A 20,613-nucleotide genomic window follows, 5' to 3' on the forward strand; every position below is an offset into this window, starting at 1 on the left:
CCGCTCAAAGCAGGGCGAGCTGCTCGAACGTGCCGTTGAGCACGGGTGCCGACGGACGACCGAGCCAGCGTTCGAGCACGGTCGCATACACGTTGCGGAAATCGGTCGTGAAGCGCACATTGCCCATGTTCGTCGCCGCGAGGCTCGGAGCATCGCCGTAGATACCGCCCTTCGTGCCTCCCCCGACGAGGAAGAGGGGCGAGGCCTCACCGTGGTCGGTTCCGCGGCTTCCGTTCTCTTCGATGCGCCGACCGAACTCGCTAAAGGTCATCGTCAGCACGCGCCGGTCGTTTCCGTGTGCAGCAAGATCGTCGTAGAATGCCTTGAGCGCATCCGAGAACTCGCCGAGGAGGCGATTCTGTACGGCGATTTGATTGACGTGCGTGTCGAACGAGCCGTGCTGCACGTAGATGACCTTCGTGCCGATGTTGCTTCCGACGATCTGCGCCGCAAGCGCCAGGCTTCGCCCGAGCGGCGTCGCCGGATACGCCGCGCTCGTCGTGTAGCCGGCGATCAAACGCGGCAGTTCTTCGGAACCGCGCTGCGAGCGATCTTCGATCTCCATGACGTGAGCGAGATACGGTGAAGAGAACGGGAGGCGCTCGTCACGCACCAACGCCGTGAAGGCCCTGCGCTCCATCGGGTTCCGATCGACGCGTAAGCCGTATGCGGCTTCGCTCGCAATCGCCGGAACGTCGACCTTCGTTCCGACCATGACTTCCGGAAGAATCTGCGCGAGTGAGATGCCGTTGAAGAGATTGGCCTGCGGAAGGCCGGCTTCGTCGAGATAGCGCCCGAGCCAGCCCGTATGCTCGTACCGGTCGGGCGCTGCCGTCTGCCAGATCTCGGTGGAGCGGAAATGCGAATGATCGGGATTCGGATACCCGACGCCCTGCACGATCGCCACCATGCCCTTGTCGTACAGCGCCTTGAACGACGTCATCTTCGGGTTGAGTCCCAGCTGCGCATCGATTGCCAGAACGTCGCTTCGCGCAATCGCAAGCGAGGGCCGAACGCGGTAGTAATCCGCGTCGCCGTGGGGCACGACGCAGTTCAGGCCGTCGTTCCCGCCCTGCAAGTTGATGAGGACCAAGCAACGATTCTGCGCTCCCGGCAGGCCGGGGAGGGGCGCCGCCGCGAGCGCGCGCGCGAAGATGTGGTCCGCGTTGGCCACGACCGTGATGCCGGAGAGCGCGCCGGCGACGAATCGCCCTCTTTTCATCGGAGCTGGAACGCGGGCATGGCCATCGTCAGGTATGCCGCTCCGTGAATGCGCTCTGGAAAGTTTTCGACACCCAGCATGGCGAGCGCAGAGGTTCCTTCGCCCATGAGATATCCTTTGAGCTGCGCGTAGGACGCGGGTGACGCGTCGTCTTGCAGCAGCGCGTCGACGAGCGCGTGCGTCGCGCGCGCCGGGTCCATCGGAATGCCGTTCAACCACGAGGATGCCCCCATGATTTGCGCGTTGACGAGTCCTGCGAGGAAGTTCTGCCGTGCGATCATCATCTGGCTCGTCAGCCAGTTCTCGCCTCCCGGCCAGCCGGCGACGTTCGGCGGATAGAAGAGTATCTGACCCATCGCGCGCATCGCCGGAAGCGCGCTGCGACCGATCGTCGGAACGCCCAGCGCCTTGTAGGTGCCGACGACGAACTCGGCCGGCCCTTTCACGAGCGCGCGGTACGCGCGCTGCGAGTAGAACACGTTGCTGCGCAGCAGCGCCGACACGACCGGCGCCAGCTCGTAGTCGTGGCGCTGCAGCGCTTCGGCGACGCCGTCGACGAGCTCCGGCTCGGGATTGTCGTAGACGAAAAGACCGAGTAGAGAGGCGGCAAAGAAGCGCGCGCATTGCGGCTTCGCAAAGATGACGTTCACGACGTCGTCGCCGTCGAAGTTTCCCCGCCGGCCGAGGAACGTCTTCGTGCCGTCATCGTGGAGCCGCGGCGCAAAGAACGATTGGCCGGTGATCCGAATCACGCGCCATCCCGTCCACGCGCGCGCCGCCTCGCGCACGTCGTCCTCGGTGTAGTGGTCGACGCCGAGCGTGAAGAGCTCCATCAGCTCGCGCGCGTAGTTCTCGTTCGGATGCGACGCGACGTTCAACGCGTTGTCCAAGTAGAGGAGCATCGCCGGGTCTTTCGAGACCGCGCGCGTCAGCTCGCGGAGATTTCCCAGCGCATACCGCCGGAAGAGCTCGTTCTGGCCGTAGGCCATGGCCGGCGAGACGCCCTTTTGAATCGCCGCGGTCGTGAAATGCCCGTGAAAGAAGAGCGCCATCTTCTCCTGCAGCGGCGCCGGCGTCGCGAGCATGCGGTTGAGCCACCACAGCTGCAACGAGAGGATCGATCGCACTTCCTGCCGCCGCACCTGCTTGAAGAGCTGTCGCCGCGCGTCGCGGGATAGATCGCGCAGCCCCCTTGGGCCGTACTGCGAGAGTAGCGTGGAGGGATCGTAGACGTTCTCCGGCGCGGGCAAGGCGTTCGTCGAGGGAAAGCGGACGAGGCGCTCGACCGCGTCGCCGGCCGCCATGCCGGTAAAGCTGCGGAGCTCGTCGGGCGTTGCGCCGAAGCCGGCTCGCCGCAAAAGGTGCGCCGCGCGGCGCGCATCCAGGACGCCGTCGTACGGTCGTAACGCGCGGGCGACGTCGAGGGAGCCTGACGGACGCAGGACGCCGGCGACGTCGAGGTGCGAGGTTTGCGCCCTCGTTGCGATCATAGGCGTAGTCTAGCGCGTGGACCGCCAAAGCGCGAGTATCTCGGTGGAAGGTCTAACGATTGCTTCATTGGAACGCGCTCGCTCGATGGACCCAAAGCGCAACGCCGCTCGAATGGAAGCGCTGGTCGAGCAGCTGCGAGAGCATCTGCAGAAAGCGCGCGACGGCGGCGGACCCGACGCAACGCAACGGCACCGCTCGCGCGGCAAGCTCACCGCGCGAGAACGCGTCGACCGGCTCGTCGATCCGGGATCGGATTTTCTCGAAATCGGCGCGCTTGCGGCAGACGGCATGTACGACGGCGACTCGCCTGCGGCAGGGATGATCGCCGGCATCGGCGTGGTCGAATCGAAGCGCTGCGTCATCGTCGCCAACGATGCCACCGTCAAAGGCGGCACGTACTACCCGATGACGGTCAAGAAGCATCTGCGCGCGCAGGAGATCGCGGAGCAGAACGCACTCCCGTGCATCTATCTCGTCGACTCCGGCGGCGCATTCTTGCCGCTTCAGGCCGAGGTTTTCCCCGATCGCGATCATTTCGGGCGCATCTTTTACAACCAGGCACAGATGTCGTCCAAGGGCATCGCGCAGATTTCAGCCGTCATGGGATCGTGCACGGCCGGCGGCGCCTACGTGCCGGCGATGAGCGATGAGACGGTCATCGTGAAGGGCACGGGCACGATCTTTCTCGGCGGGCCGCCGCTCGTGAAGGCGGCGACCGGCGAAGAAGTGACTGCCGAAGAGCTCGGCGGCGGCGACGTGCACACGCGTCTGTCCGGCGTCGCCGATTATTTGGCCGACGACGACGCGCACGCCCTCGCGCTCGTGCGGGGCATCGTGCGCGATCTGCGTCCCGACCGTCCCGCGCCGTGGGAACGCGTCGCAGCGGAGCCGCCGAATGCCGATCCCCGCGACCTCTACGGCATCGTTCCGAGCGACCCCCGGCACGGCTACGACGTTCGCGAGGTCATCGCGCGCATCGTGGACGCATCGCGGTTCCACGAGTTCAAAGAACGCTACGGCGCGACGCTCGTCTGCGGATTCGCGCGCATCGAGGGTCACCCGATCGGAATCCTCGCAAACAACGGAATCCTCTTCAGCGAGAGCGCTCTCAAAGGCGCGCACTTCATCGAGCTGTGCACGCAGCGCGGAACGCCGCTGCTCTTCCTCCAAAACATCACGGGCTTCATGGTCGGCAAAGAGTACGAGAATCGCGGCATCGCCAAGGACGGCGCGAAACTCGTCACGGCCGTCGCGTGCGCCGGCGTGCCGAAGTTCACCGTGATCGTCGGCGGAAGCTTCGGTGCCGGAAACTACGGCATGTGCGGCCGCGCTTACTCGCCGCGTCAGCTCTGGATGTGGCCGAACGCGCGCATCAGCGTCATGGGCGGTCAACAAGCTGCAAGCGTGCTCTCGACCGTCAAAGGCGAGATGACGCCGGAGAAAAAAGCCGCGTTCGAAGCGCCGATTCTCGAAAAGTACGAGCGCGAAGGAAGCCCGTACTACTCGACCGCGCGCCTGTGGGACGACGGCATCATCGACCCGCTCGACACGCGGCGCGTCATCGCGCTAGGCCTGGACGCGGCCAGTCAGGCGCCCGTGACGCCTACGAGATTCGGCGTTTTCAGGATGTAGGAGCTGTGCTATACTACGCAGCGCGATGACCACGTCCGGCGAGCCGGCTCGCCTTCCGAAGAACTACAGACTCGTCTACGACATCATCCGCGGCGCCGGCCAGGGCGTTCACTTCACGATGAACGACGTGTTTGCGCACGCGAAGCGTAGGCGCCCGAGAATAGGCTTCACCACGGTCTACCGCGGCATTCAGCGGTTGCGCGATCTCGGGTGCATCGACGAGATCGAGCTACCGGGAACGGACAGCGCCGTTTACGAGCTCAAGGGCGAGCCGCACGCACACTTTCGCTGCGAGCGATGCGGGAAGGTCGAGGACGTGCCGTTCGTGCTCCCGGCGAGAACGGTCGACGCGCTCGCCGCGCGAACGGGCGTGACAATCGACGCGGCGATCATCACGCTGAGCGGCTCGTGCCGCAACTGCCGCGTCTAGAGGCTCGCTAGGGAACCTTCAGCGCAAAATACGACGGCGACTCGGTCCATTTGCCGTGCGCGTAGCGCAGATACGCGACGGCCCGTTCTTTCGTCGGGCAGCACAGCGGCGCCGTGGCCGAGTAGTACGGGCCGATCAGCCGTATCGCGTCGCCCGTCGAGCCGTGCACGAGTGAAGCCGCGAGCGCGCAGCCGTTCGTCACGACCGCGACCGGGCGAAAATGCTGCGCCGTCCAATCGTACGTGAAGACCGCGACGCTCGCACCTCCGCAATCGGCAGAGGACTCGTGGCTCTGCACGACGAGATTCTGCACGCCGGCGCGCACGAGCTCGCCCGCTCCCACGATGTGCAGCGACTGCAGCGGAAGCCAAAGACCGCCTTGAGCGCGCGTGACGCGCGAGAGCAAAGGGCCGTTGCCCGGCGACCGATACTGCAGTTTGTAGGTAGCGGTATCGAAGTTGATCGCGTAGACCGAGAGATACCATTGATATGCCGAGCCGCCGAGATGGACGCGGCTCGCGACGGCGCGCCACTGGCTCTGCATCCCTTCGCCCGCGGGATAGAAGAGCGCCGACTGAACGATTTGGCCCGGCGGCCGCGGCGAGAACGTGTAGTGTGGCGGCTCCGCGGCCGCCGCGGGGAGCAGCAGCGCAACGGCGAGCGCGGCGGCGACGCTTAAATTCCTGCGTACCATTCGTATCCTTGATCCTCCCAATAGCCACCGTGACCGCCGGCGATTCGCGAGAATCCGCCGACGAGTGAGATTCGATTGACCCATTTTGCGCTCTTGTAACCCAACTGCGTAGCAACGCGTAGCCGCACGGGCGCCCCGTGATCGGGATCGAGCGCCGCGTCGTCGAGCCGCAACGCGAGCAGCGTCTGCGGATGGTGTGCCTGCACGAGATCGAGGCTCTCGTAGTACGGGACCCCCGAATCGTCGCGGTCCATGCAGTGGAATACGGCGTAGCGCGCCGCGGGCGTCGGACGCGCCGCATCGATCACCGCGCCGAGCCGGACGCCGCTCCATTTTCCGATCACGCTCCACCCTTCGACGCAGTCATGCCGGGTGATCTGCGTCGTCTGCCGGTACCGCTCGAGATCGCCGAGCGAGAGCGAGAGCGGCCGTTCGACGGCGCCGTCGACGACGAGGCGATAGGTGCGAAAGTGCGACGCGAGCAGCGCTTCGTACCGGGCGTCGTTCGGCGTCGCAAAGCCATTGATGCGGAAGACCGGCGCGACGGCCGACTCTGGATACTCTCGCGCCATGCCGCCGCTGGCAAGCGCGTAATCGAGCCTTTCGGCAACGCTCAGCACGTTGCGAACGCCGTTCGAGTTATTGAGTGCCGTTCCTATCGGCGAACAGCCCGCGAGCGCCGCCGAAACCGACGTCGCAATGAAGATCTGACGTTTCACGCTGACGGAGCCTCCTTTTCCACGAACCACCCGGTGATCATCGAACGCATCTGGTTGACCACGCCCTGCGTTGCCACTTGAAAGACGTGAATGCCGAAGAAGGCGATGAGGGCGAGCATGCCCGCGAAGTGCCAGAGACGAGCGAACTGCCGTCCGCCGAAGACCACGGTCAGCGGCTGCGCAATCGCGTCGATTCCCGGTGAGAGCGCGAGACCGGTCAGCACGACGAGCGGCGCGATGACGAATGCGACGACCGTGTACGCGGCTTTCTGCAGCGGGTTGTACTCGTCGTACGGGGGCGGCGTCTTGCGCAAGCGCAAGTAGTACGCCTGCATCGGCCACAGCTTGCTCAGATCGCTGCGGGTGAGCAGCATCTTGCGCAAATTGCCTTTGACGGCGCTCGACGCGAGCCACGCGAGCCAGCACAGCACTGCAACCCACGCAAAGAAGAAATGCCAGCGCCGGCCGTCGGCGAGGTCTTGATAGGCCGGAATCGTGATCCAGCCGGGAAAGGCGCGCGGGCCTTTTCCTCCCATGCCGTCGTCGGTCCATCCGAGCCAGCCGGTCGTCGTGAACGCGTGCCCAAAAATCGTCGTCGTTCCGACGCCGTCGGCCGGCGAATCGATCGAGAGCACGCGATGGGCGGGGCTCGAGGCGTCCGACGCGTCCAGATAGGGCGCCGCATCGAAGATCTGCAAACCGCTCGAGACGAGCACCGCAAATGCCACGGCCCATATCCAGTGGCTCAAGCGCATCGTACGCGTGTACCGATAGCGCGGGCTGCTCATGGCCGCAAGTATACGCGATTCCAGGCGGAAACGGACAGGGGGCCGAAGCGAAAAACTCCTGATGGCCGAGGTTCTTACGTGTGCGGTGGAGCGCGGGATCGCGACGGTGGCGCTCGCGCGTCCTGCGGTGCGCAATGCATTCAACGCGGAGCTGATCGCCGCACTACGCGCTACCTTTGACGAGCTCTCCGAGCGGGCGGACGTGCGCGCCGTCGTGCTCGCGGGAGAGGGGCCCGTATTCTGCGGCGGCGCGGACGTAGGGTGGATGCGCGCCGCGCTCGACCTCTCCTACGACGAGAACGTCGCCGACGCAGAAGCGATGAGCGACATGTTTCGATCCATCGACCGCTGCGCGAGGCCGGTGGTCGCGCGCGTCCAAGGCGCCGCGCTCGGCGGCGGCGCGGGGCTCGTCGCCGTCTGCGACGTCGCGATCGCGAGCGCCGATGCAACGTTCGGCTTCACGGAGGTGAAGCTCGGCATCATCCCGGCCGTCATCTCTCCCTTCGTGCTCGCGAAGATCGGGGCGTCGCACGCGCGCGCGCTCTTCGTGACGGGCAGGCGCTTCGACGCCGCACACGCGCGGGAGATCGGTCTCGTGCACGCGGTCGTTCCCGAGCCGTCGCTCGACGCCGCCGTCGACGGCGTGCTCGACGAGCTGCGTACCGCAGCTCCAACGGCCGTACGCGCGATCAAGGCGCTCGTCGCCGACGTTCTCGGCGCTTCGTATGATGCGTCGCGCGGCCTCACGTCGAGCGCGATCGCCAAGCAGCGCACGAGTGAGGAAGGTCAAGAGGGTTTGCGCGCGTTCCTCGAGCGGCGCCCCGCAGCGTTCGTCGAATGATCTCGCGTCTGCTCATCGCGAACCGCGGCGAGATCGCCGTGCGGATCGCTCGCGCCGCGCGCGAGATGGGAATCGTCCCACTCGGCATCTACTCGCAAGCCGACGCGGACGCCTATTTCCTCGCGTACGTCCACGACGCGCGCTGCATCGGCCCCGCGCCCGCCGCGCAATCGTATCTCGACATCGCGGCGATCCTCGAAGCAGCGCGGGCGATGAACGCCGACGCACTCCATCCCGGCTACGGCTTTCTCTCCGAGAACCCGTCCTTCGCCACGGCGGTGCACGATGCCGGAGCGATCTTCGTCGGGCCGCCCGCGGACGCCATGGCCGCGATGGGGAGCAAGATCGAAGCGAAGCGGCGCGCGCGAGAGGCCGGCGTTCCGACGCTTCCCGGCTACGACGGGAGCGATCAGTCGCCAGCGCGCCTTCGCGAGGAAGCGGCGCGGATGGGATTCCCCCTTTTGATCAAGGCGAGCGCCGGCGGCGGCGGTCGCGGCATGCGCGTCGTGACGTCGCCTCGAGAGCTGGACGACGCGCTTGCATCTGCCAGGCGCGAAGCGGCCGGCGCCTTCGGCGACGACACGCTCTTGCTCGAGCGCTACCTCGAGAACCCGCGGCATATCGAGTTCCAAATCCTCGCCGATGCATTCGGCACGACGTTGCATCTCGGCGAACGCGAATGCTCGATTCAGCGGCGCCATCAGAAGATCGTCGAGGAGGCGCCGTCGGTCGCGTTGTCGGCGCAACTGCGCGCCGAGATGGGTGCTGCAGCGGTGCGCATCGCGTCGAGCGTCGGATACGTCAACGCCGGCACCGCAGAGTTCATGCTCGACGCGAGCGGGTACTACTTCCTCGAGATGAACGCGCGCCTGCAGGTGGAGCATCCCGTTACCGAAGCCGTGCACGGCATCGACCTCGTGCAATGGCAGCTGCGCATCGCATCGGGCGAGCGCCTGACGCTGCGCCAAGAGGACGTCGCGCCGCGCGGCTGGGCCGTCGAGATGCGGGTCACCGCCGAGGATCCGGCGCACGGGATGCTGCCGTCGGCGGGCTGCATCTCCGCGTGGCAGCCGCCGGAAGGCCCCGGCGTGCGCGTCGACAGCGGCGTCGCGGCGGGCAGTACGGTCGGTCTCGATTACGATTCGATGCTCGCAAAACTCATCGTGCATGCGAGCGATCGCGCCTCCGCCATCGCGAAGATGGAGGTCGCACTCGACGATTTCCGGATCGCCGGGATCCGCTCGAATCTTCCGTTGCTCGCGTGGATCGTTCGCGACGAGGCCTTTCGCTCGGGGGAGATCGGAACCGCATTTCTCGCGCAACGCCTCGACGAGTCGCGCTTCGCTCACGCGCCGGTTTCGAAGGACGCGCTCGTGCTCGCCGTTGCAAAGCTGCTCGTCGAGGACGCGCTGCCGTGGCGCATCGGCGGCATCGGGTGCCCGATCGTTCTTGCCGCGCGCGACGAGCGCTTCTACGCGTCGGCGAGCCGCACCGCGCAGCGCGATGCCTGGCGCGTGAGCGGCGACGTCCAGGGGCTGCTGCAGGTGCGGCGGCACGACGGCGTGATCGCCGCAACGCTCGGTGACGCGAGCGTTACGGGGCACGCGGAGCTCGACGCGTGCGGCGTCCTCACACGCGTCGACGGGCGAGAGTACGCATTCGCTTTCGCGCAGCCGCCCGATGCTAGCGTGCGCTCGAGCGGCGCTGCCGAAGCGAACGGCACGGTGACCGCGCCTATGCCCGGACGCGTCGTACGCGTTGCCGTCGCGCCCGGTGAGGACGTCGCGCCGCATCAGCTGCTGATCGTGCTCGAAGCGATGAAGATGGAGCACCGCATCGAGGCCTCGCTCGCGGCGACGGTTCGTTCCGTTCTGGTCGGCGAAGGGCAGATCGTCGCAGGCGGCACGCCGCTCGTCGAGCTGGCCTAAGGAGCCTCTTCGTCAACGCTCTCGTCTGGCCGTACACGCTGCGAGCGATTCTGCGCTTCACCGGGGCAAAAGAGCTCCAGGCGGCGAACGCCTAAGACAACCGTGTTACCGAAGAACGTCACCGTCGTCGAGGTCGGCGCGCGCGACGGATTGCAGAACGAGAAGAGCGTCGTCGCAGCGAGCGACAAGATCGCCTTCATCGACTTGCTCTCCGAGAGCGGCCTGCGCGTCATCGAAGCGACCTCGTTCGTCAGCCCGCGAGCGATTCCACAGCTTGCCGACGCGGAACGGGTCTTCACCCATATTCGCAAAGCTCCCGGCGTACGCTATCCGGTGCTCGTGCCGAACCTCAAAGGCTACGAACGGGCGAAAGCGTGCGGTGCCGATGCGATTGCCGTCTTCACCGCTGCATCGCAAGCCTTCACCAAGCGCAACATCAACATGACGGTCGAGGAGTCGATCGCGACCTTCGCCGACGTCGTCCGGCGGGCTAAAACAGACGGCGCGTGGGTGCGCGGTTACGTCTCGACCGCCTTCGGCTCGCCTTTCGGCGACGCCGTGACGCCGCGGATGGTACGCGACGTCTGCGTGAAGCTCGTGGAGCTCGGCTGCGACGAGATCTCGGTCGGCGATACGATCGGCGTCGGCGTACCGACGCAAGTCGACGAAATCGTGCCGCTGCTCGCCCGGGAGATTCCCCTCGAGCGCCTGGCCTTTCACTTCCACGACACGCGCGGAACCGCGCTTGCAAACGTGTACGCGGCGCTGCAGCACGGAATCACGATCTTCGACGCCTCTGCGGGCGGGCTCGGCGGTTGTCCGTACGCTCCCGGCGCAACGGGCAACGTCGGGACCGAGGACGTGCTCTACATGCTCGCCGGCATGGGCATCGAGACCGGCGTCGACCTCGCTCGCGTGCGCGCCGCCTCCCGCTTCGTTCGCGGCGTCATCGGTCACGAGCTTACGAGCAAAGCGTTCCAGGCGTTGGAGGCGAACGGGTAGCGGCGTGGCGATCGTCATTCGCGCGGGCGTGCTCTACGACGGCACGCTCGACCCGCCCAAGCGCAACGTCGACGTCGTCATCGAAGGCACGACAATCGCCGAGATTCGCGCCGCCGCGGAAGGCGGGTCGCCGGATTATGCTGCGGCCTGCGTGACGCCGGGCCTAGTGAACGCGCACGTGCATTTGGAGATGAACGGCGAGCCGGACATTACGGTCGCGCTCGCGACGACGACGCAGAACCAGCGCTTGCTGCGCGCCGTCGAGCTCGCGGCGAAGACGCTGCGCGCGGGCATCACGACGGTCCGCAGCGTCGGCGCGTCGCACGCGATCGACGCCGACGTACGCGATGCGATCGACGCGGGCCGCATTCCCGGTCCGCGCATGCGCGCCGCCGGTGCGGTGCTCTGCATGACCGGCGGTCACGGCTGGTTCATCGGCCGGGCGGTAGACTCGCCGTGGGATGCGCGCAAGGCGGTACGCGAGCAAATGAAGGCCGGCGCCGACTGCATCAAGCTCATCGCGACCGGCGGCGTGCTGACGAAAGGCGCCGTTCCCGGCAACGCGCAGCTCACGCCGGACGAGCTCGAAGCGGCAATCGACGAAGCCCATCGCCACGGGTTGCGCGTGGCGGCTCACGCGATCGGTACGCAAGGCATCAAAAACGCGCTGCGCGCGGGCATCGACTCGATCGAGCACGGTCACATGCTCGACGACGAAGCGATCTCGCTCTTCAAGCAGAAGCGTGCGTATCTCGTCCCGACGCTGACCGCGCCGACCTGCATTCTCGCGCATCTCGAGGACGGCGCGCAGCCACAGTACGTGATCGACAAAGCGAAGACCGTCAACGAAGCGATGCTGCGCAACATCAAGCGCGCCTACGATGCGGGCGTACGGATCGCCGGCGGCTCCGATGCCGGAACGCCCTACAACTATCACGACAACTACGCGTACGAGGTGGAGCTGATGCACGCGATGCTCGGCATGTCGGCGCAGGAGGCGTTGCACGCGGCGACCGCCGTCGCGGCCGAGCTCGTCGGGTTGCAGCGCTCGGTGCTCGCGCCCGGGGAGGCCGCGGATCTTCTGCTGCTCGCGCGCGACGTGGGCGAAGACGTCCGCGCGTTACGCGAGGTCGAGCGCGTGTTCAAAGCGGGCGCGTGCGTCTAGCCGTTCTCGCGGCAATTTCGTGGCCGGCGCCTCCGCCGGGGTACGGCCCTTGGGAGCAGATCGCGTACAACACGGCTGAAGGCATGCGCCGCCGCGGCCACGACGTCACCCTCTTCGCGACCGCGAACTCGCGCTTCTCCGGCAAGCTCGTCTCCGTCGCTCCCGTCGGCTTGAATCAAGACCCGGCGCTCGACGGCGGGGTCTTCACGGCGCTGCACGTCGCTGAGCTCTTCAAACGCGCCGGTGAGTTCGATCTCATCCACAATCATTTCGACTGGAAACCGATGACGTACGCGCTCGCGACGAAGACGCCTCCGCTCGTGACCACGATTCACGGCTTCTCGTCGCCGCAGATTCTCGCCGCGTACTACGCATGCGCGCACCGAAGCTTCTTCTGCTCGATCAGCGACGCCGATCGCGATCCCGGCCTCTCGTATCTCGCGACCACCTACAACGGGATCGACCCGGCGCAGTTCACCTTCAACGATCGGCCCGGCGAGTACCTCGTCTTCCTCGGGCGCTTTCACCCCGAAAAGGGCGCGCATCTCGCTATCGAGATCGCACGGCGCGCCGGCGTCCGCTTGAAGATCGCCGCCATCCAACAGGACGAGGCATATTTTCGCACCATGGTCGCACCGCATATCGACGGCGACCGCGTGCAATTCCTCGGCGCAGTCGAGCGCGAGGCGCGCGACGAGCTCTTGCGCAACGCCCTAGCGCTCGTGCACATGACGACGCGGCCTGAACGCTTCGGGCTCACGCTGATCGAGGCGATGGCATGCGGAACTCCCGTGCTCGGCGCGCGCATGGGTTCGATCCCGGAGATCGTCGTCGACGGCGTAACCGGCTTTCTCTGTGACGACGTCTCGGACGCGGTGGCGCGCGCGCAGCAGCTCGCGTCGCTCGACCGGCGCGCGTGCCGCGCGCGCGTCGAGGCCGAGTTCACCATCGAGCGCATGGTCGATCGTTACTGCGCCGCCTACGAGCGCGCGCTCGGCTTAGCCCTTCCCCCCGCCCCCACGCCGCAAGAGCTGCGGTGGCGCGCGCACGACTGGTGGGACCGCCCCATGGCGTATACGGACATACCGCCAAAGCCGGCGAGTCTCACGTTTCGCTGACGCAAACGCGCGCTACGACCAGAAGAGCTTTGCGCGCGCTGCCTGCGCCCGCAGCAGTGCCGCGTCGTCGATAGGGCCGTCGACGATCGTCGTAAAGTGCCCCATCTTTCGGCGCGCGACTGCGTGCCGCTTACCGTACACGTGCAGCACGATCGCGGGATCCGACAAGAGCTCGGCGACGCCGCCGAGCCGATCGCCGCGGCCGTCTCCGAGCACGTTGGTCATGATCGCGCGCGAGAACATCCGCGGAGGCGAGAGCGGAAGCCCGCAGATGGCGCGCACGTGCTGCTCGTACTGGGAGCAGGGCGTCACGTCGATCGTGAAGTGCCCGCTGTTGTGCGGACGCGGCGCGATCTCGTTGCCGAGCAGCTCGCCGGCGCGCGTCAAAAAGAACTCGACGCAGTACGTCCCAACGATTCCCAAGCGCTGCCCGACGTTCCGCGCCAGCTCCTGCGCCCGCAATGCTATTTCATCGTCGATGCGTGCCGGCGCGACCGTCGTCATGAGGATTCCGTCCTCGTGGACGTTCTCGGCGACGGGGAACGTGACGGCCTCGTCGTCGCTCGCGCGCGCCGCTACGACGCTCAGCTCGCACGCACAATCGACTGCGCGCTCCACGATCACCGCCGCGCCGCCGGCGTCGCGCAGCACGTTCTCTGCCTCGGCGCGCGACGCCGCACGCCACTGCCCCTTTCCGTCGTAGCCGCCGCGCACCGTCTTGATGACCACGGGCAAGCCCGCGATTGCGAGGGCGGCGTCGAGCTCCTCCGGGCGCTCGACGGTGGCGAACTCCGTCGTCGGCACACCGCAGGCGCGCAGAAACGCTTTCTCCGCGGCGCGGTCTTGCGTCACGCGCAAGACGCTGCCGGCCGGCGTGACGCGATATCCGTGCTGCTCCAGGTGCCCGACCGAATCGATCGCAATGTTTTCGAACTCGTACGTGACGATCTGCGTTCGGCGGCCAAGCTCTTCGATCGCCGCGAGATCGCCGTACGCCGCCACGATCTGCTCGTCCGCAACCTGGCCGCACGGCGAATGCGGCTGTGGATCGAGCACGACGACGCGGTACCCCATCCGCTTTGCGACGAGCGCGAGCATGCGGCCGAGCTGGCCGCCGCCGATGACGCCGATCGCCTCGATCACGGCGTGCTGTCGGCGGCGTCGTCCCGCATCTTGCGCACGTAGGCCAAGAGGCGGGCTCCGATGAGCTCGTCGTGCAGTGCGAGAATGCGCGCGGCCAGGAGCGCGGCGTTGACCGCGCCGCCGATCGCCATCGTCGCGACCGGCACGCCGGGCGGCATTTGCACGATGGAAAGAAATGCGTCGACGCCATTCAAAGCCTTCGATGCGATCGGCACGCCGATCACCGGGAGCAGGGTCTTCGACGCCGTCATGCCGGGAAGGTGCGCCGCACCACCCGCGGCTGCGATGATGACGCGTAGGCCGCGTTCCTGAGCGCTCGACGCGTACTCGAACATTTCGTCGGGCATGCGGTGCGCCGACACGACGCGCGCGTCGTAGGGGATGCCGAGCTCCGCGAGCGTGTCGCGCGCGGGCCCGAGCGCATCCCAATCGGAACGGCTCCCCATGATGATGCCGACCATCGCGCGCCCGGTTTGCGCCATCGCGGAGCGGTTCGCCCCGGCGTCGAAGGAACCTCGCATGCCGCGCTTTCTCGTGGGCGTCAACTACTGGCCCCGCCGCACCGCCATGTACGCGTGGCAGCGCTTCGATCTTGGGGAGATGCGCGAGGATTTCACGCGCATGCGCGCGCTCGGTTTCGACGTCGTGCGCTTCTTTCTCACCTGGGAGGCATTCGCTCCGCATCGCGACGCGATCGACGGCGCCGCGTTGCGCCGGTTCGACGCCGCGATGCAGGCGCTCGCAGACGCGCGGCTGCTCGCGATACCGACGCTCTTCTGCGGGCACATGAGCGGCGTCAACTGGCTTCCCGCCTGGACGCTCGATCGCAACGCGCCGCACGGACGCTTTCGCACGATCGCCGGCGGCTCGAGCTCGCCGTACGGCATCGGCGACTTCTACGCCGACGAGGATCTCGTGGCGGCGCAGCTGCGCCTCGCGCGCGCCGTCGGCGAGCGCGCGAACGGGCACGCGGCACTGCTTGCGTGGGATCTCGGAAACGAGTTCTCCAACCTGCGCGCCCCGCGAACGCCGCTCGACGCCGCCGCGTGGAGCGCCGCGCTCTGCGAAACGCTGCTCGAGGCATCGGGTGCCGGCTGCACCGCGGGCACCCACGGCGAAGACGTGGAGAACGACCGCGCCATTCGGCCGTCGTCGCTCGCGGCACGATTTTCTTTTGCAAGCATGCACGGGTACCCCGTCTACGCAACGTTTTCGCGCGGTCGTACGGACGCAAACGTCGTGCCGTTCTACGACGCGCTGATGCGCGCGTTCAGCGCTAAGCGCGTGCTCTTCACGGAGTTCGGCAATCCGCAGTGCCCGCCGGGCGCCCACGACGTGGGCGGTATCGGATGCCTTACCGAAGACGAGATGGCGGCGTACGCGCGCGCGGCGCTAGAGCGCCTCGTGCGGCGCGGCGCGATCGGCGCGCTCTGGTGGTGCTGGGCCGATTACGATCCGTCGCTCGCCGGCCTGCCCCCTTTCGACACCGCGCCGCACGAGCTGCGCTTCGGCATCGTCCGGTCCGACGGCAGCGAGAAGCCCGTCGCAAAAGCGCTCTCCGACTTCGCCCGGGAGGCGCGCACCGTAACCGACGCACCGCAGCTCCAGATCGCCCGCGAGCAAGAGTATTACGCCTCTCTGCCGCAAGCAATCTTCGATGCCTACGACGCGTACTGCCGCACCTATGCCTGAGGGCCGCGTCATGGTCGTCACGGGCGCCTCATCCGGCATCGGCCGGGCGCTCGCCATTGCCGCCGCGCACGCGGGGTGGCGTGTGCTGCTCGTCGCGCGCCGGCGCGAGCGCCTCACGGCGCTGCAGGAGGAGATCGCGGCAGCGGGCGGCAGCGCGGAAATGCTCGTCGCGGACGTCTGCGCGGCGGATACGCCGCACCGCATCGTCGAGAACGCGATGCGCTCGTTCGGCCGCGTCGACGTCGTCGTCAATAATGCCGGGAACGGCGCGAACGGAAGACTGCTCGACCAGAGCGACGAAGCGCTCGAGGCGCAGTGGCAGACGCACGTCGCAGCGCCGTTGCGCATTTCGCGAGCGGCGCTGCCGGCACTGCGCGCGTCGCGCGGAGGGCTGGTCTTCGTCGGATCGGGCTTGGCACGCGTGCCCGCGCCGTACTACGGCGCGTACTGCACGGCGAAGACGGCGATTCGTGGCGCCGCGACGCAGCTACGCCGCGAGCTGCGGCCCGAAGGCATCGCCGTGACGTACGTCGATCCCGGTGCGGTCGACACCGAATTCTCGCAAAGCGCGGGCAAGCAGCGCGAACGCGACGCGATCGCCGTGAAGCCGGAGCGCGTCGCGCGAGCGATGCTGCGCGGCATCGAGCAACGTGCGCGCGTCGTGAACGCGGTGCCGGCGCACGCCCTCGTAGCGATGCTCGGCGAGTTCTTCCCACGTATCGCGGATGCCGCGATCGTACGCTTCGTCAGCGTTCCCGCACCCGAGCCTCCGAAGCCGGCGTTTGCACCCACGACGCCGCTCGTCGCTGCGCCGCAGCCGGTTCTCGGTTCGAGCAACGAGTTCGACGCCGCGCTCGCGCCGCTCGCGCGCCGCATGGAGCGCGTAAAGCTGACGCCCGCGTTCGTGCGCGGTTTGTTGAACGCAGGCACGAGTATCGATTTCGGCGACGCGGCGATGCGCTGGGCTGGGATGCCGAACAAGAACGAGCGCGCCGCGCTGCACGAGGTCTTCGAGGCGCTCGCCGCCGCAGGCTACTTGGAGAGCGCGGGCGACGAAACGTGGGTCGTGCGGCGCGCCGCCGACTGACGCACGCTGCGTATCGCAAGCGCGAGAAAGAAGAGCACGGTCGTGAAGAGTACGATCGTCGCGCCGCTGGATCCGCGCGCGTAGTATGAGAGATAGAGGCCGCCGAGAGAGCTCGCGGCGCCAAACGTCATGGAGAGGATGAACATCGGAGCGAAGCGCTTCGTGAGCTGATAGGCCGCGGCAGCAGGCGTGACGAGGAGCGCTGCGACGAGAACGATGCCGACCGATTGGATGCCGATGATGACGGTGAGGGCGACGAGCACGAGCAGCACGTACTCGTACGCGCCCGACCGGATTCCGCACGCCTGCGCGACGACGGGATCGAACGTCGTGCAGAGCAGCCCGCGATAGAGCACGAACAACGCGAGCGCGACGGCGAACGTGAGGCTGAGGATCATGACGACGTCACTCGGCTGCACGGCGAGAATGTCCCCGAAGAGAAAGCTCTCGAGGTCGACGGCGTAGTTGCTCTGACGGCTCATGAGAAAGACGCCGAGTGCGAAAGCACCCGTGAAGAGCACGCCGATCGACGTGTCCATCGAGATGCGCCCGCGCCGGTGCACGAAGCCGATGCCAAGCGCCGTCAGCACCGCGACGACGGCCGCGCCGAGATAGTAGTTCGAGCCGCGCAGATAGGCGATGACGATCCCGGCAAACGACGCGTGCGCGATGCCGTCGCCGATGAACGCGAGCCGGCGCAGGATCACGAAGGTTCCCATGCCTGCGCAGAGGACGCCCACGGCGAGCGCCGCGATCGCGGCGCGCACCATGAACGGGTAGTGAAATGGCTGCGCGAGAAGCGTCACGGACGAATCTCGGGATGGAACGCGTGCGTTTCGTGCACCTCGTGGTCCAGGCGGAGATGCCCGTGGGTGTGCACGTGCTCGCGAATCGACACGTAGGCGCCGCCTTCCACGACATCGTGCGGTTTCCCGAGCGCGAGCACGCGGCGATCGAGCACCATCAGGCGATCGAACCACCGTTCGACGCTCTCGAGATCGTGCGTCGACATCAGGACCGGCAGCCCGCCGCGCACGAGCGCGCGCACCACCTCCCGCAGGGTCTCTTCGGTAGCCGCGTCGACGCCCGTCGTCGGCTCGTCGAGCAGCAAGAGCCGCGGCTCCTGCGCGAGCGCGCGCGCGACGAAGACGCGCTGCTGCTGCCCCCCGGAAAGCTCGGCGATGTGCCGGTGCGCGAGTTCGCGCATACCGACGGCCTGGAGTGCTTGTTCGACCGCGGCACGGTCGTCGGCGCCGAACCGGTTCCAAAAGCGCAAGCGCGGAAAGCGCCCCATCGAGACGACGTCCCACACGTTTGCGGGAAACGACCAGTCGACGGTCTCGACTTGCGGGACGTAGGCGATGCTCCCGACGCGCACGCGACGCGGGTCGCTGCCGAGCACGCGCAGCGTGCCGCCGGCGACCGGGACGAGGCCGGCGATGCTCTTGAGCAGCGTGGATTTTCCGGACCCGTTTGGGCCGACGATGCCGAGCGCCTCTCCCGTCGACACGTCGAACGTGAGCCGGTCGAGTGCGACGAAGTCATCGTACCGCACGACGAGGTCGCGCGCTTCGACCACGGGCGTCATCGCATCGACTTCACGATCTCTCGCGTATCGTAGCGCAGCATAGAGATGTAGTCGCCGACTTGCGGGTTCGTGCCGATGGAGTCGTCGTAGAGGTTTGCGACGACGGGGACTCCCGCGTCGCGCGCGAGCGTCATCGCGAGCTTCGGGCTGTACTCCGGCTCGCCAAAGATCGCGCCGACGTGATACCGCTTCGCGAGATCGACCGTGTGACCGAAGTCGCGCGGATTCGGCTCTTGCCCGGGCGCCTCTTCGATGATGCCGAGCGTCCTGATCCCGAAGCGATCGTCGTAATACTGCCACGCGTTGTGAAAGACGACGAGCAGGCGCCGCGACGGAGGGACCGGCGCGATCTGCACCCGGATCCACGCGGCGAGCGCGTCGAGCCGCCGATCGTAGGCGGCGGCGTTGCGATCGTACTCACCCCGACGGGACGGATCGAGTCTGACCAGAGCGGCGCGAATGCGTGCGACGTAATGCTTGGCATACACCGGATCCATCCAGAGATGCGGGTTGCTGCCTTTGACCGGGAGACCTTGCGAGCAATCAACGACGACGGCATCGGTGCGCGCGTTTTGCAGCAGGCCTTGCATCCACGTCTCGAGCCCGGCTCCGTTCTCCACCAGGAGCCGCGCGTTGGCGAGCATCTCGATGCTCTGCGGCGTGGGCTGATAGGTCTCGGGTGAGGACCCGACCGGCACGATGCTCTGTACGCTGACGCGCTTGCCTCCGACGCCTTGCACGAAGGAGTTGAGCGTCGAGATCGTCGTCACGACGGGAATTGGGCCTTGCAACGGCGCGCTGCTCCGCGATGCGGTGCCGCCGCCGCTCGCACACGCGACGAGCGCGAGGAGGATCGCCGCAAAGAGCGCGCGCGTCAGCGGCATGCCCGGCACCGGCCAAAGAACTCCATCGCGTGATCGTCGAGCCTGAAGCCGCGCGTCTTGCGCAGCGCCTGCGCGAAGCGATCGATAGCGGTGCAATCGACGTCCTCCACCTTGCCGCACGCGCGGCAGATCGCGTGATGGTGGTGGCGTTCGGGCTCGCAGTGCATGTAGCTCGCCTCGCCAGCGGCGTCGACGCGCTCGGTCACCTCGCCCCTCGAGCGCAGGCGCTCCAGCGTCCGATAGACGGTGGAGAGCGCGACGCGTGCGCGCGCCCGCTTCAGTTTCGCATGGATGTCGGCGGCCGTGAGGAATCGGCGCTCGTAGCGCAGGACGTTCGCGATCTCCTCACGCGGCCGCGTGACGTATTCGGCTCGCTCCGGCATCGTGCGCAGAGTTTTTGCGAATCGTTCGCAAGTCCTGCTTCTAGGGGGAAGGCGGCACGCACACGGCGACCTTCGCGGTCTCCATGTCGCGCCAGTACTGGGTGGAATCGGCGAGAGCTGGCAGCGTCAAGCCTGCCGCCGAAGCGCGCGCCTGCACCTTGGGCATGACCTCTTTGACGAGCGGCGCCGGCGTCGGGGTCGCCTCGCCGGGCAAGCGATCCGGACTGTTGAAGGTGGACGCGAGCGCGTACCACCCGAGCGCCAGCAACCCGGCGGGCGCCGTCGAGGCGGTCTGCGGGCAGTGCAGCAGCTCGTAGCGTTCGGGCGCGATGTCGGCCTCGAGCGCGTACGCCCACGCGATGACGCCGGCGAGCTGGTCCTGCACCGCCGGGCGCTCCGCAACCGTGCACATGTTGTGCAGGATGTCGTGCTCGAGTTGTGCTTCCTGGAGAATCGCATCGAGCTCTTGCTGGCGCTGGTTCAGATCGTTCAGGCTCGAACGCGGCGCGTGGCGGTCATCCGCCCGCACGTGATTTTCCAAGCGTTCCGCAACGTTGTGGTTGCAGCGTGGATTGATCGCCGCCACCCGCACCGGCGTCACGCTGCCCAGGCCCACCGCGCCGTCCGCGAGTATCGCAGCCGCCAACACTGCAAGAATGCCTACCCGTCCTCCACGCTTCATTTTTGACAGGTGCTCACGAGCCAGCGTATAATCCTTCGTCCGCCCGTGGGGATGTAGCTCAGCTGGTAGAGCACTTGCTTCGCATGTAAGGGGTCAGGGGTTCGAGTCCCCTCATCTCCACCAA

General features: G+C 67.1%; 21 protein-coding genes and 1 tRNA gene. 10 read left to right on the forward strand and 12 right to left on the reverse strand.

Annotated elements, in window-relative coordinates; translation table 11 throughout:
• Nucleotides 1–4: 4 nt before the first annotated feature.
• Entirely contained in the window at nucleotides 5–1,222 is a 1,218-nt protein-coding gene (locus VMV82_08280) for a DUF1501 domain-containing protein (GenBank protein ID HUY41547.1), read from the reverse strand.
• Nucleotides 1,219–2,712, reverse strand: coding sequence for a DUF1800 domain-containing protein (locus VMV82_08285; protein ID HUY41548.1), 1,494 nt, complete (start codon nucleotides 2,710–2,712; stop codon nucleotides 1,219–1,221). The genes VMV82_08280 and VMV82_08285 overlap by 4 nt, the downstream gene beginning before the upstream one ends.
• 112 nt (nucleotides 2,713–2,824) lie before the next feature.
• On the opposite strand from VMV82_08285, the gene VMV82_08290 reads away from it, so the two are divergent.
• Both VMV82_08290 and VMV82_08295 read left to right on the forward strand, forming a co-directional pair.
• Nucleotides 2,825–4,345, forward strand: coding sequence for a carboxyl transferase domain-containing protein (locus tag VMV82_08290; protein HUY41549.1), 1,521 nt, complete (start codon nucleotides 2,825–2,827; stop codon nucleotides 4,343–4,345).
• A 25-nt stretch (nucleotides 4,346–4,370) separates the two neighbouring features.
• Nucleotides 4,371–4,775, forward strand: a complete 405-nt coding sequence (locus VMV82_08295) for a transcriptional repressor (protein HUY41550.1) — start codon at nucleotides 4,371–4,373, stop codon at nucleotides 4,773–4,775.
• 7 nt (nucleotides 4,776–4,782) lie between these two features.
• On the opposite strand, the gene VMV82_08300 is transcribed toward VMV82_08295, so the two are convergent.
• Genes VMV82_08300 through VMV82_08310 form a run of 3 tightly spaced genes read right to left on the reverse strand, consistent with a single transcriptional unit; the run spans nucleotide 4,783 to nucleotide 6,976 of the window.
• On the reverse strand, nucleotides 4,783–5,469 hold the full coding sequence (locus VMV82_08300; GenBank protein ID HUY41551.1) for a hypothetical protein: 687 nt from the start codon (nucleotides 5,467–5,469) through the stop codon (nucleotides 4,783–4,785).
• A complete protein-coding gene (locus tag VMV82_08305) occupies nucleotides 5,451–6,188 on the reverse strand; it encodes a molybdopterin-dependent oxidoreductase (protein ID HUY41552.1) in 738 nt (245 codons plus the stop codon). The genes VMV82_08300 and VMV82_08305 overlap by 19 nt, the downstream gene beginning before the upstream one ends.
• The gene (locus VMV82_08310) at nucleotides 6,185–6,976 is read right to left on the reverse strand and encodes a cytochrome b/b6 domain-containing protein (protein HUY41553.1); all 792 of its coding nucleotides are present in this window, start codon (nucleotides 6,974–6,976) and stop codon (nucleotides 6,185–6,187) included. Before VMV82_08310 ends, VMV82_08305 begins: the two co-directional genes overlap by 4 nt.
• A gap of 61 nt (nucleotides 6,977–7,037) precedes the next feature.
• Here VMV82_08310 and VMV82_08315 point away from each other — a divergent pair, with 61 nt between their 5' ends.
• From VMV82_08315 to VMV82_08335, 5 genes are all read left to right on the forward strand, one after another.
• Nucleotides 7,038–7,817, forward strand: a complete 780-nt coding sequence (locus VMV82_08315; GenBank protein HUY41554.1) for an enoyl-CoA hydratase-related protein — start codon at nucleotides 7,038–7,040, stop codon at nucleotides 7,815–7,817.
• Entirely contained in the window at nucleotides 7,814–9,745 is a 1,932-nt protein-coding gene (locus tag VMV82_08320) for a biotin carboxylase N-terminal domain-containing protein (GenBank protein ID HUY41555.1), read from the forward strand. Before VMV82_08315 ends, VMV82_08320 begins: the two co-directional genes overlap by 4 nt.
• A gap of 102 nt (nucleotides 9,746–9,847) precedes the next feature.
• Nucleotides 9,848–10,747 (forward strand): hydroxymethylglutaryl-CoA lyase, encoded by a 900-nt coding sequence (locus VMV82_08325; GenBank protein HUY41556.1) that lies wholly within the window; start codon nucleotides 9,848–9,850, stop codon nucleotides 10,745–10,747.
• A 4-nt stretch (nucleotides 10,748–10,751) separates the two neighbouring features.
• Nucleotides 10,752–11,912 (forward strand): amidohydrolase family protein, encoded by a 1,161-nt coding sequence (locus VMV82_08330; protein HUY41557.1) that lies wholly within the window; start codon nucleotides 10,752–10,754, stop codon nucleotides 11,910–11,912.
• Nucleotides 11,903–13,030 carry a glycosyltransferase family 4 protein gene (locus tag VMV82_08335; GenBank protein HUY41558.1) on the forward strand — a complete coding sequence of 376 codons (1,128 nt, stop codon included), beginning with the start codon at nucleotides 11,903–11,905 and terminating at the stop codon, nucleotides 13,028–13,030. Before VMV82_08330 ends, VMV82_08335 begins: the two co-directional genes overlap by 10 nt.
• Before the next feature lie 12 nt (nucleotides 13,031–13,042).
• On the opposite strand, the gene VMV82_08340 is transcribed toward VMV82_08335, so the two are convergent.
• Nucleotides 13,043–14,173, reverse strand: coding sequence for a 5-(carboxyamino)imidazole ribonucleotide synthase (locus tag VMV82_08340; protein HUY41559.1), 1,131 nt, complete (start codon nucleotides 14,171–14,173; stop codon nucleotides 13,043–13,045).
• A complete protein-coding gene (gene purE / locus VMV82_08345) occupies nucleotides 14,170–14,655 on the reverse strand; it encodes a 5-(carboxyamino)imidazole ribonucleotide mutase (protein ID HUY41560.1) in 486 nt (161 codons plus the stop codon). The genes VMV82_08340 and purE overlap by 4 nt, the downstream gene beginning before the upstream one ends.
• Nucleotides 14,656–14,692: 37 nt before the next feature.
• Here purE and VMV82_08350 point away from each other — a divergent pair, with 37 nt between their 5' ends.
• Nucleotides 14,693–15,865 carry a hypothetical protein gene (locus VMV82_08350; GenBank protein ID HUY41561.1) on the forward strand — a complete coding sequence of 391 codons (1,173 nt, stop codon included), beginning with the start codon at nucleotides 14,693–14,695 and terminating at the stop codon, nucleotides 15,863–15,865.
• Nucleotides 15,858–16,952 (forward strand): SDR family NAD(P)-dependent oxidoreductase, encoded by a 1,095-nt coding sequence (locus VMV82_08355; GenBank protein ID HUY41562.1) that lies wholly within the window; start codon nucleotides 15,858–15,860, stop codon nucleotides 16,950–16,952. The genes VMV82_08350 and VMV82_08355 overlap by 8 nt, the downstream gene beginning before the upstream one ends.
• Here VMV82_08355 and VMV82_08360 read toward each other — a convergent pair.
• The 5 genes from VMV82_08360 to VMV82_08380 are packed head-to-tail and all read right to left on the reverse strand — an operon-like array spanning nucleotide 16,898 to nucleotide 20,489.
• Nucleotides 16,898–17,758, reverse strand: a complete 861-nt coding sequence (locus tag VMV82_08360; GenBank protein HUY41563.1) for a metal ABC transporter permease — start codon at nucleotides 17,756–17,758, stop codon at nucleotides 16,898–16,900. The two genes, VMV82_08355 and VMV82_08360, sit on opposite strands and share 55 nt — an antisense overlap.
• Nucleotides 17,755–18,540 (reverse strand): ABC transporter ATP-binding protein, encoded by a 786-nt coding sequence (locus tag VMV82_08365; GenBank protein ID HUY41564.1) that lies wholly within the window; start codon nucleotides 18,538–18,540, stop codon nucleotides 17,755–17,757. The genes VMV82_08360 and VMV82_08365 overlap by 4 nt, the downstream gene beginning before the upstream one ends.
• The gene (locus tag VMV82_08370) at nucleotides 18,537–19,424 is read right to left on the reverse strand and encodes a metal ABC transporter substrate-binding protein (protein HUY41565.1); all 888 of its coding nucleotides are present in this window, start codon (nucleotides 19,422–19,424) and stop codon (nucleotides 18,537–18,539) included. Before VMV82_08370 ends, VMV82_08365 begins: the two co-directional genes overlap by 4 nt.
• Nucleotides 19,415–19,807, reverse strand: a complete 393-nt coding sequence (locus VMV82_08375) for a transcriptional repressor (protein ID HUY41566.1) — start codon at nucleotides 19,805–19,807, stop codon at nucleotides 19,415–19,417. Before VMV82_08375 ends, VMV82_08370 begins: the two co-directional genes overlap by 10 nt.
• Before the next feature lie 40 nt (nucleotides 19,808–19,847).
• Complete coding sequence (locus VMV82_08380; GenBank protein HUY41567.1) at nucleotides 19,848–20,489, reverse strand: hypothetical protein; 642 nt, start codon at nucleotides 20,487–20,489, stop codon at nucleotides 19,848–19,850.
• A 47-nt stretch (nucleotides 20,490–20,536) separates the two neighbouring features.
• Here VMV82_08380 and VMV82_08385 point away from each other — a divergent pair.
• Nucleotides 20,537–20,612 (forward strand) — tRNA-Ala (locus VMV82_08385).
• The last annotated feature ends 1 nt before the right edge of the window (nucleotide 20,613 follow it).

This window comes from Candidatus Dormiibacterota bacterium (assembly GCA_035532035.1).
GTDB lineage: Bacteria > Vulcanimicrobiota > Vulcanimicrobiia > Vulcanimicrobiales > Vulcanimicrobiaceae > Tyrphobacter.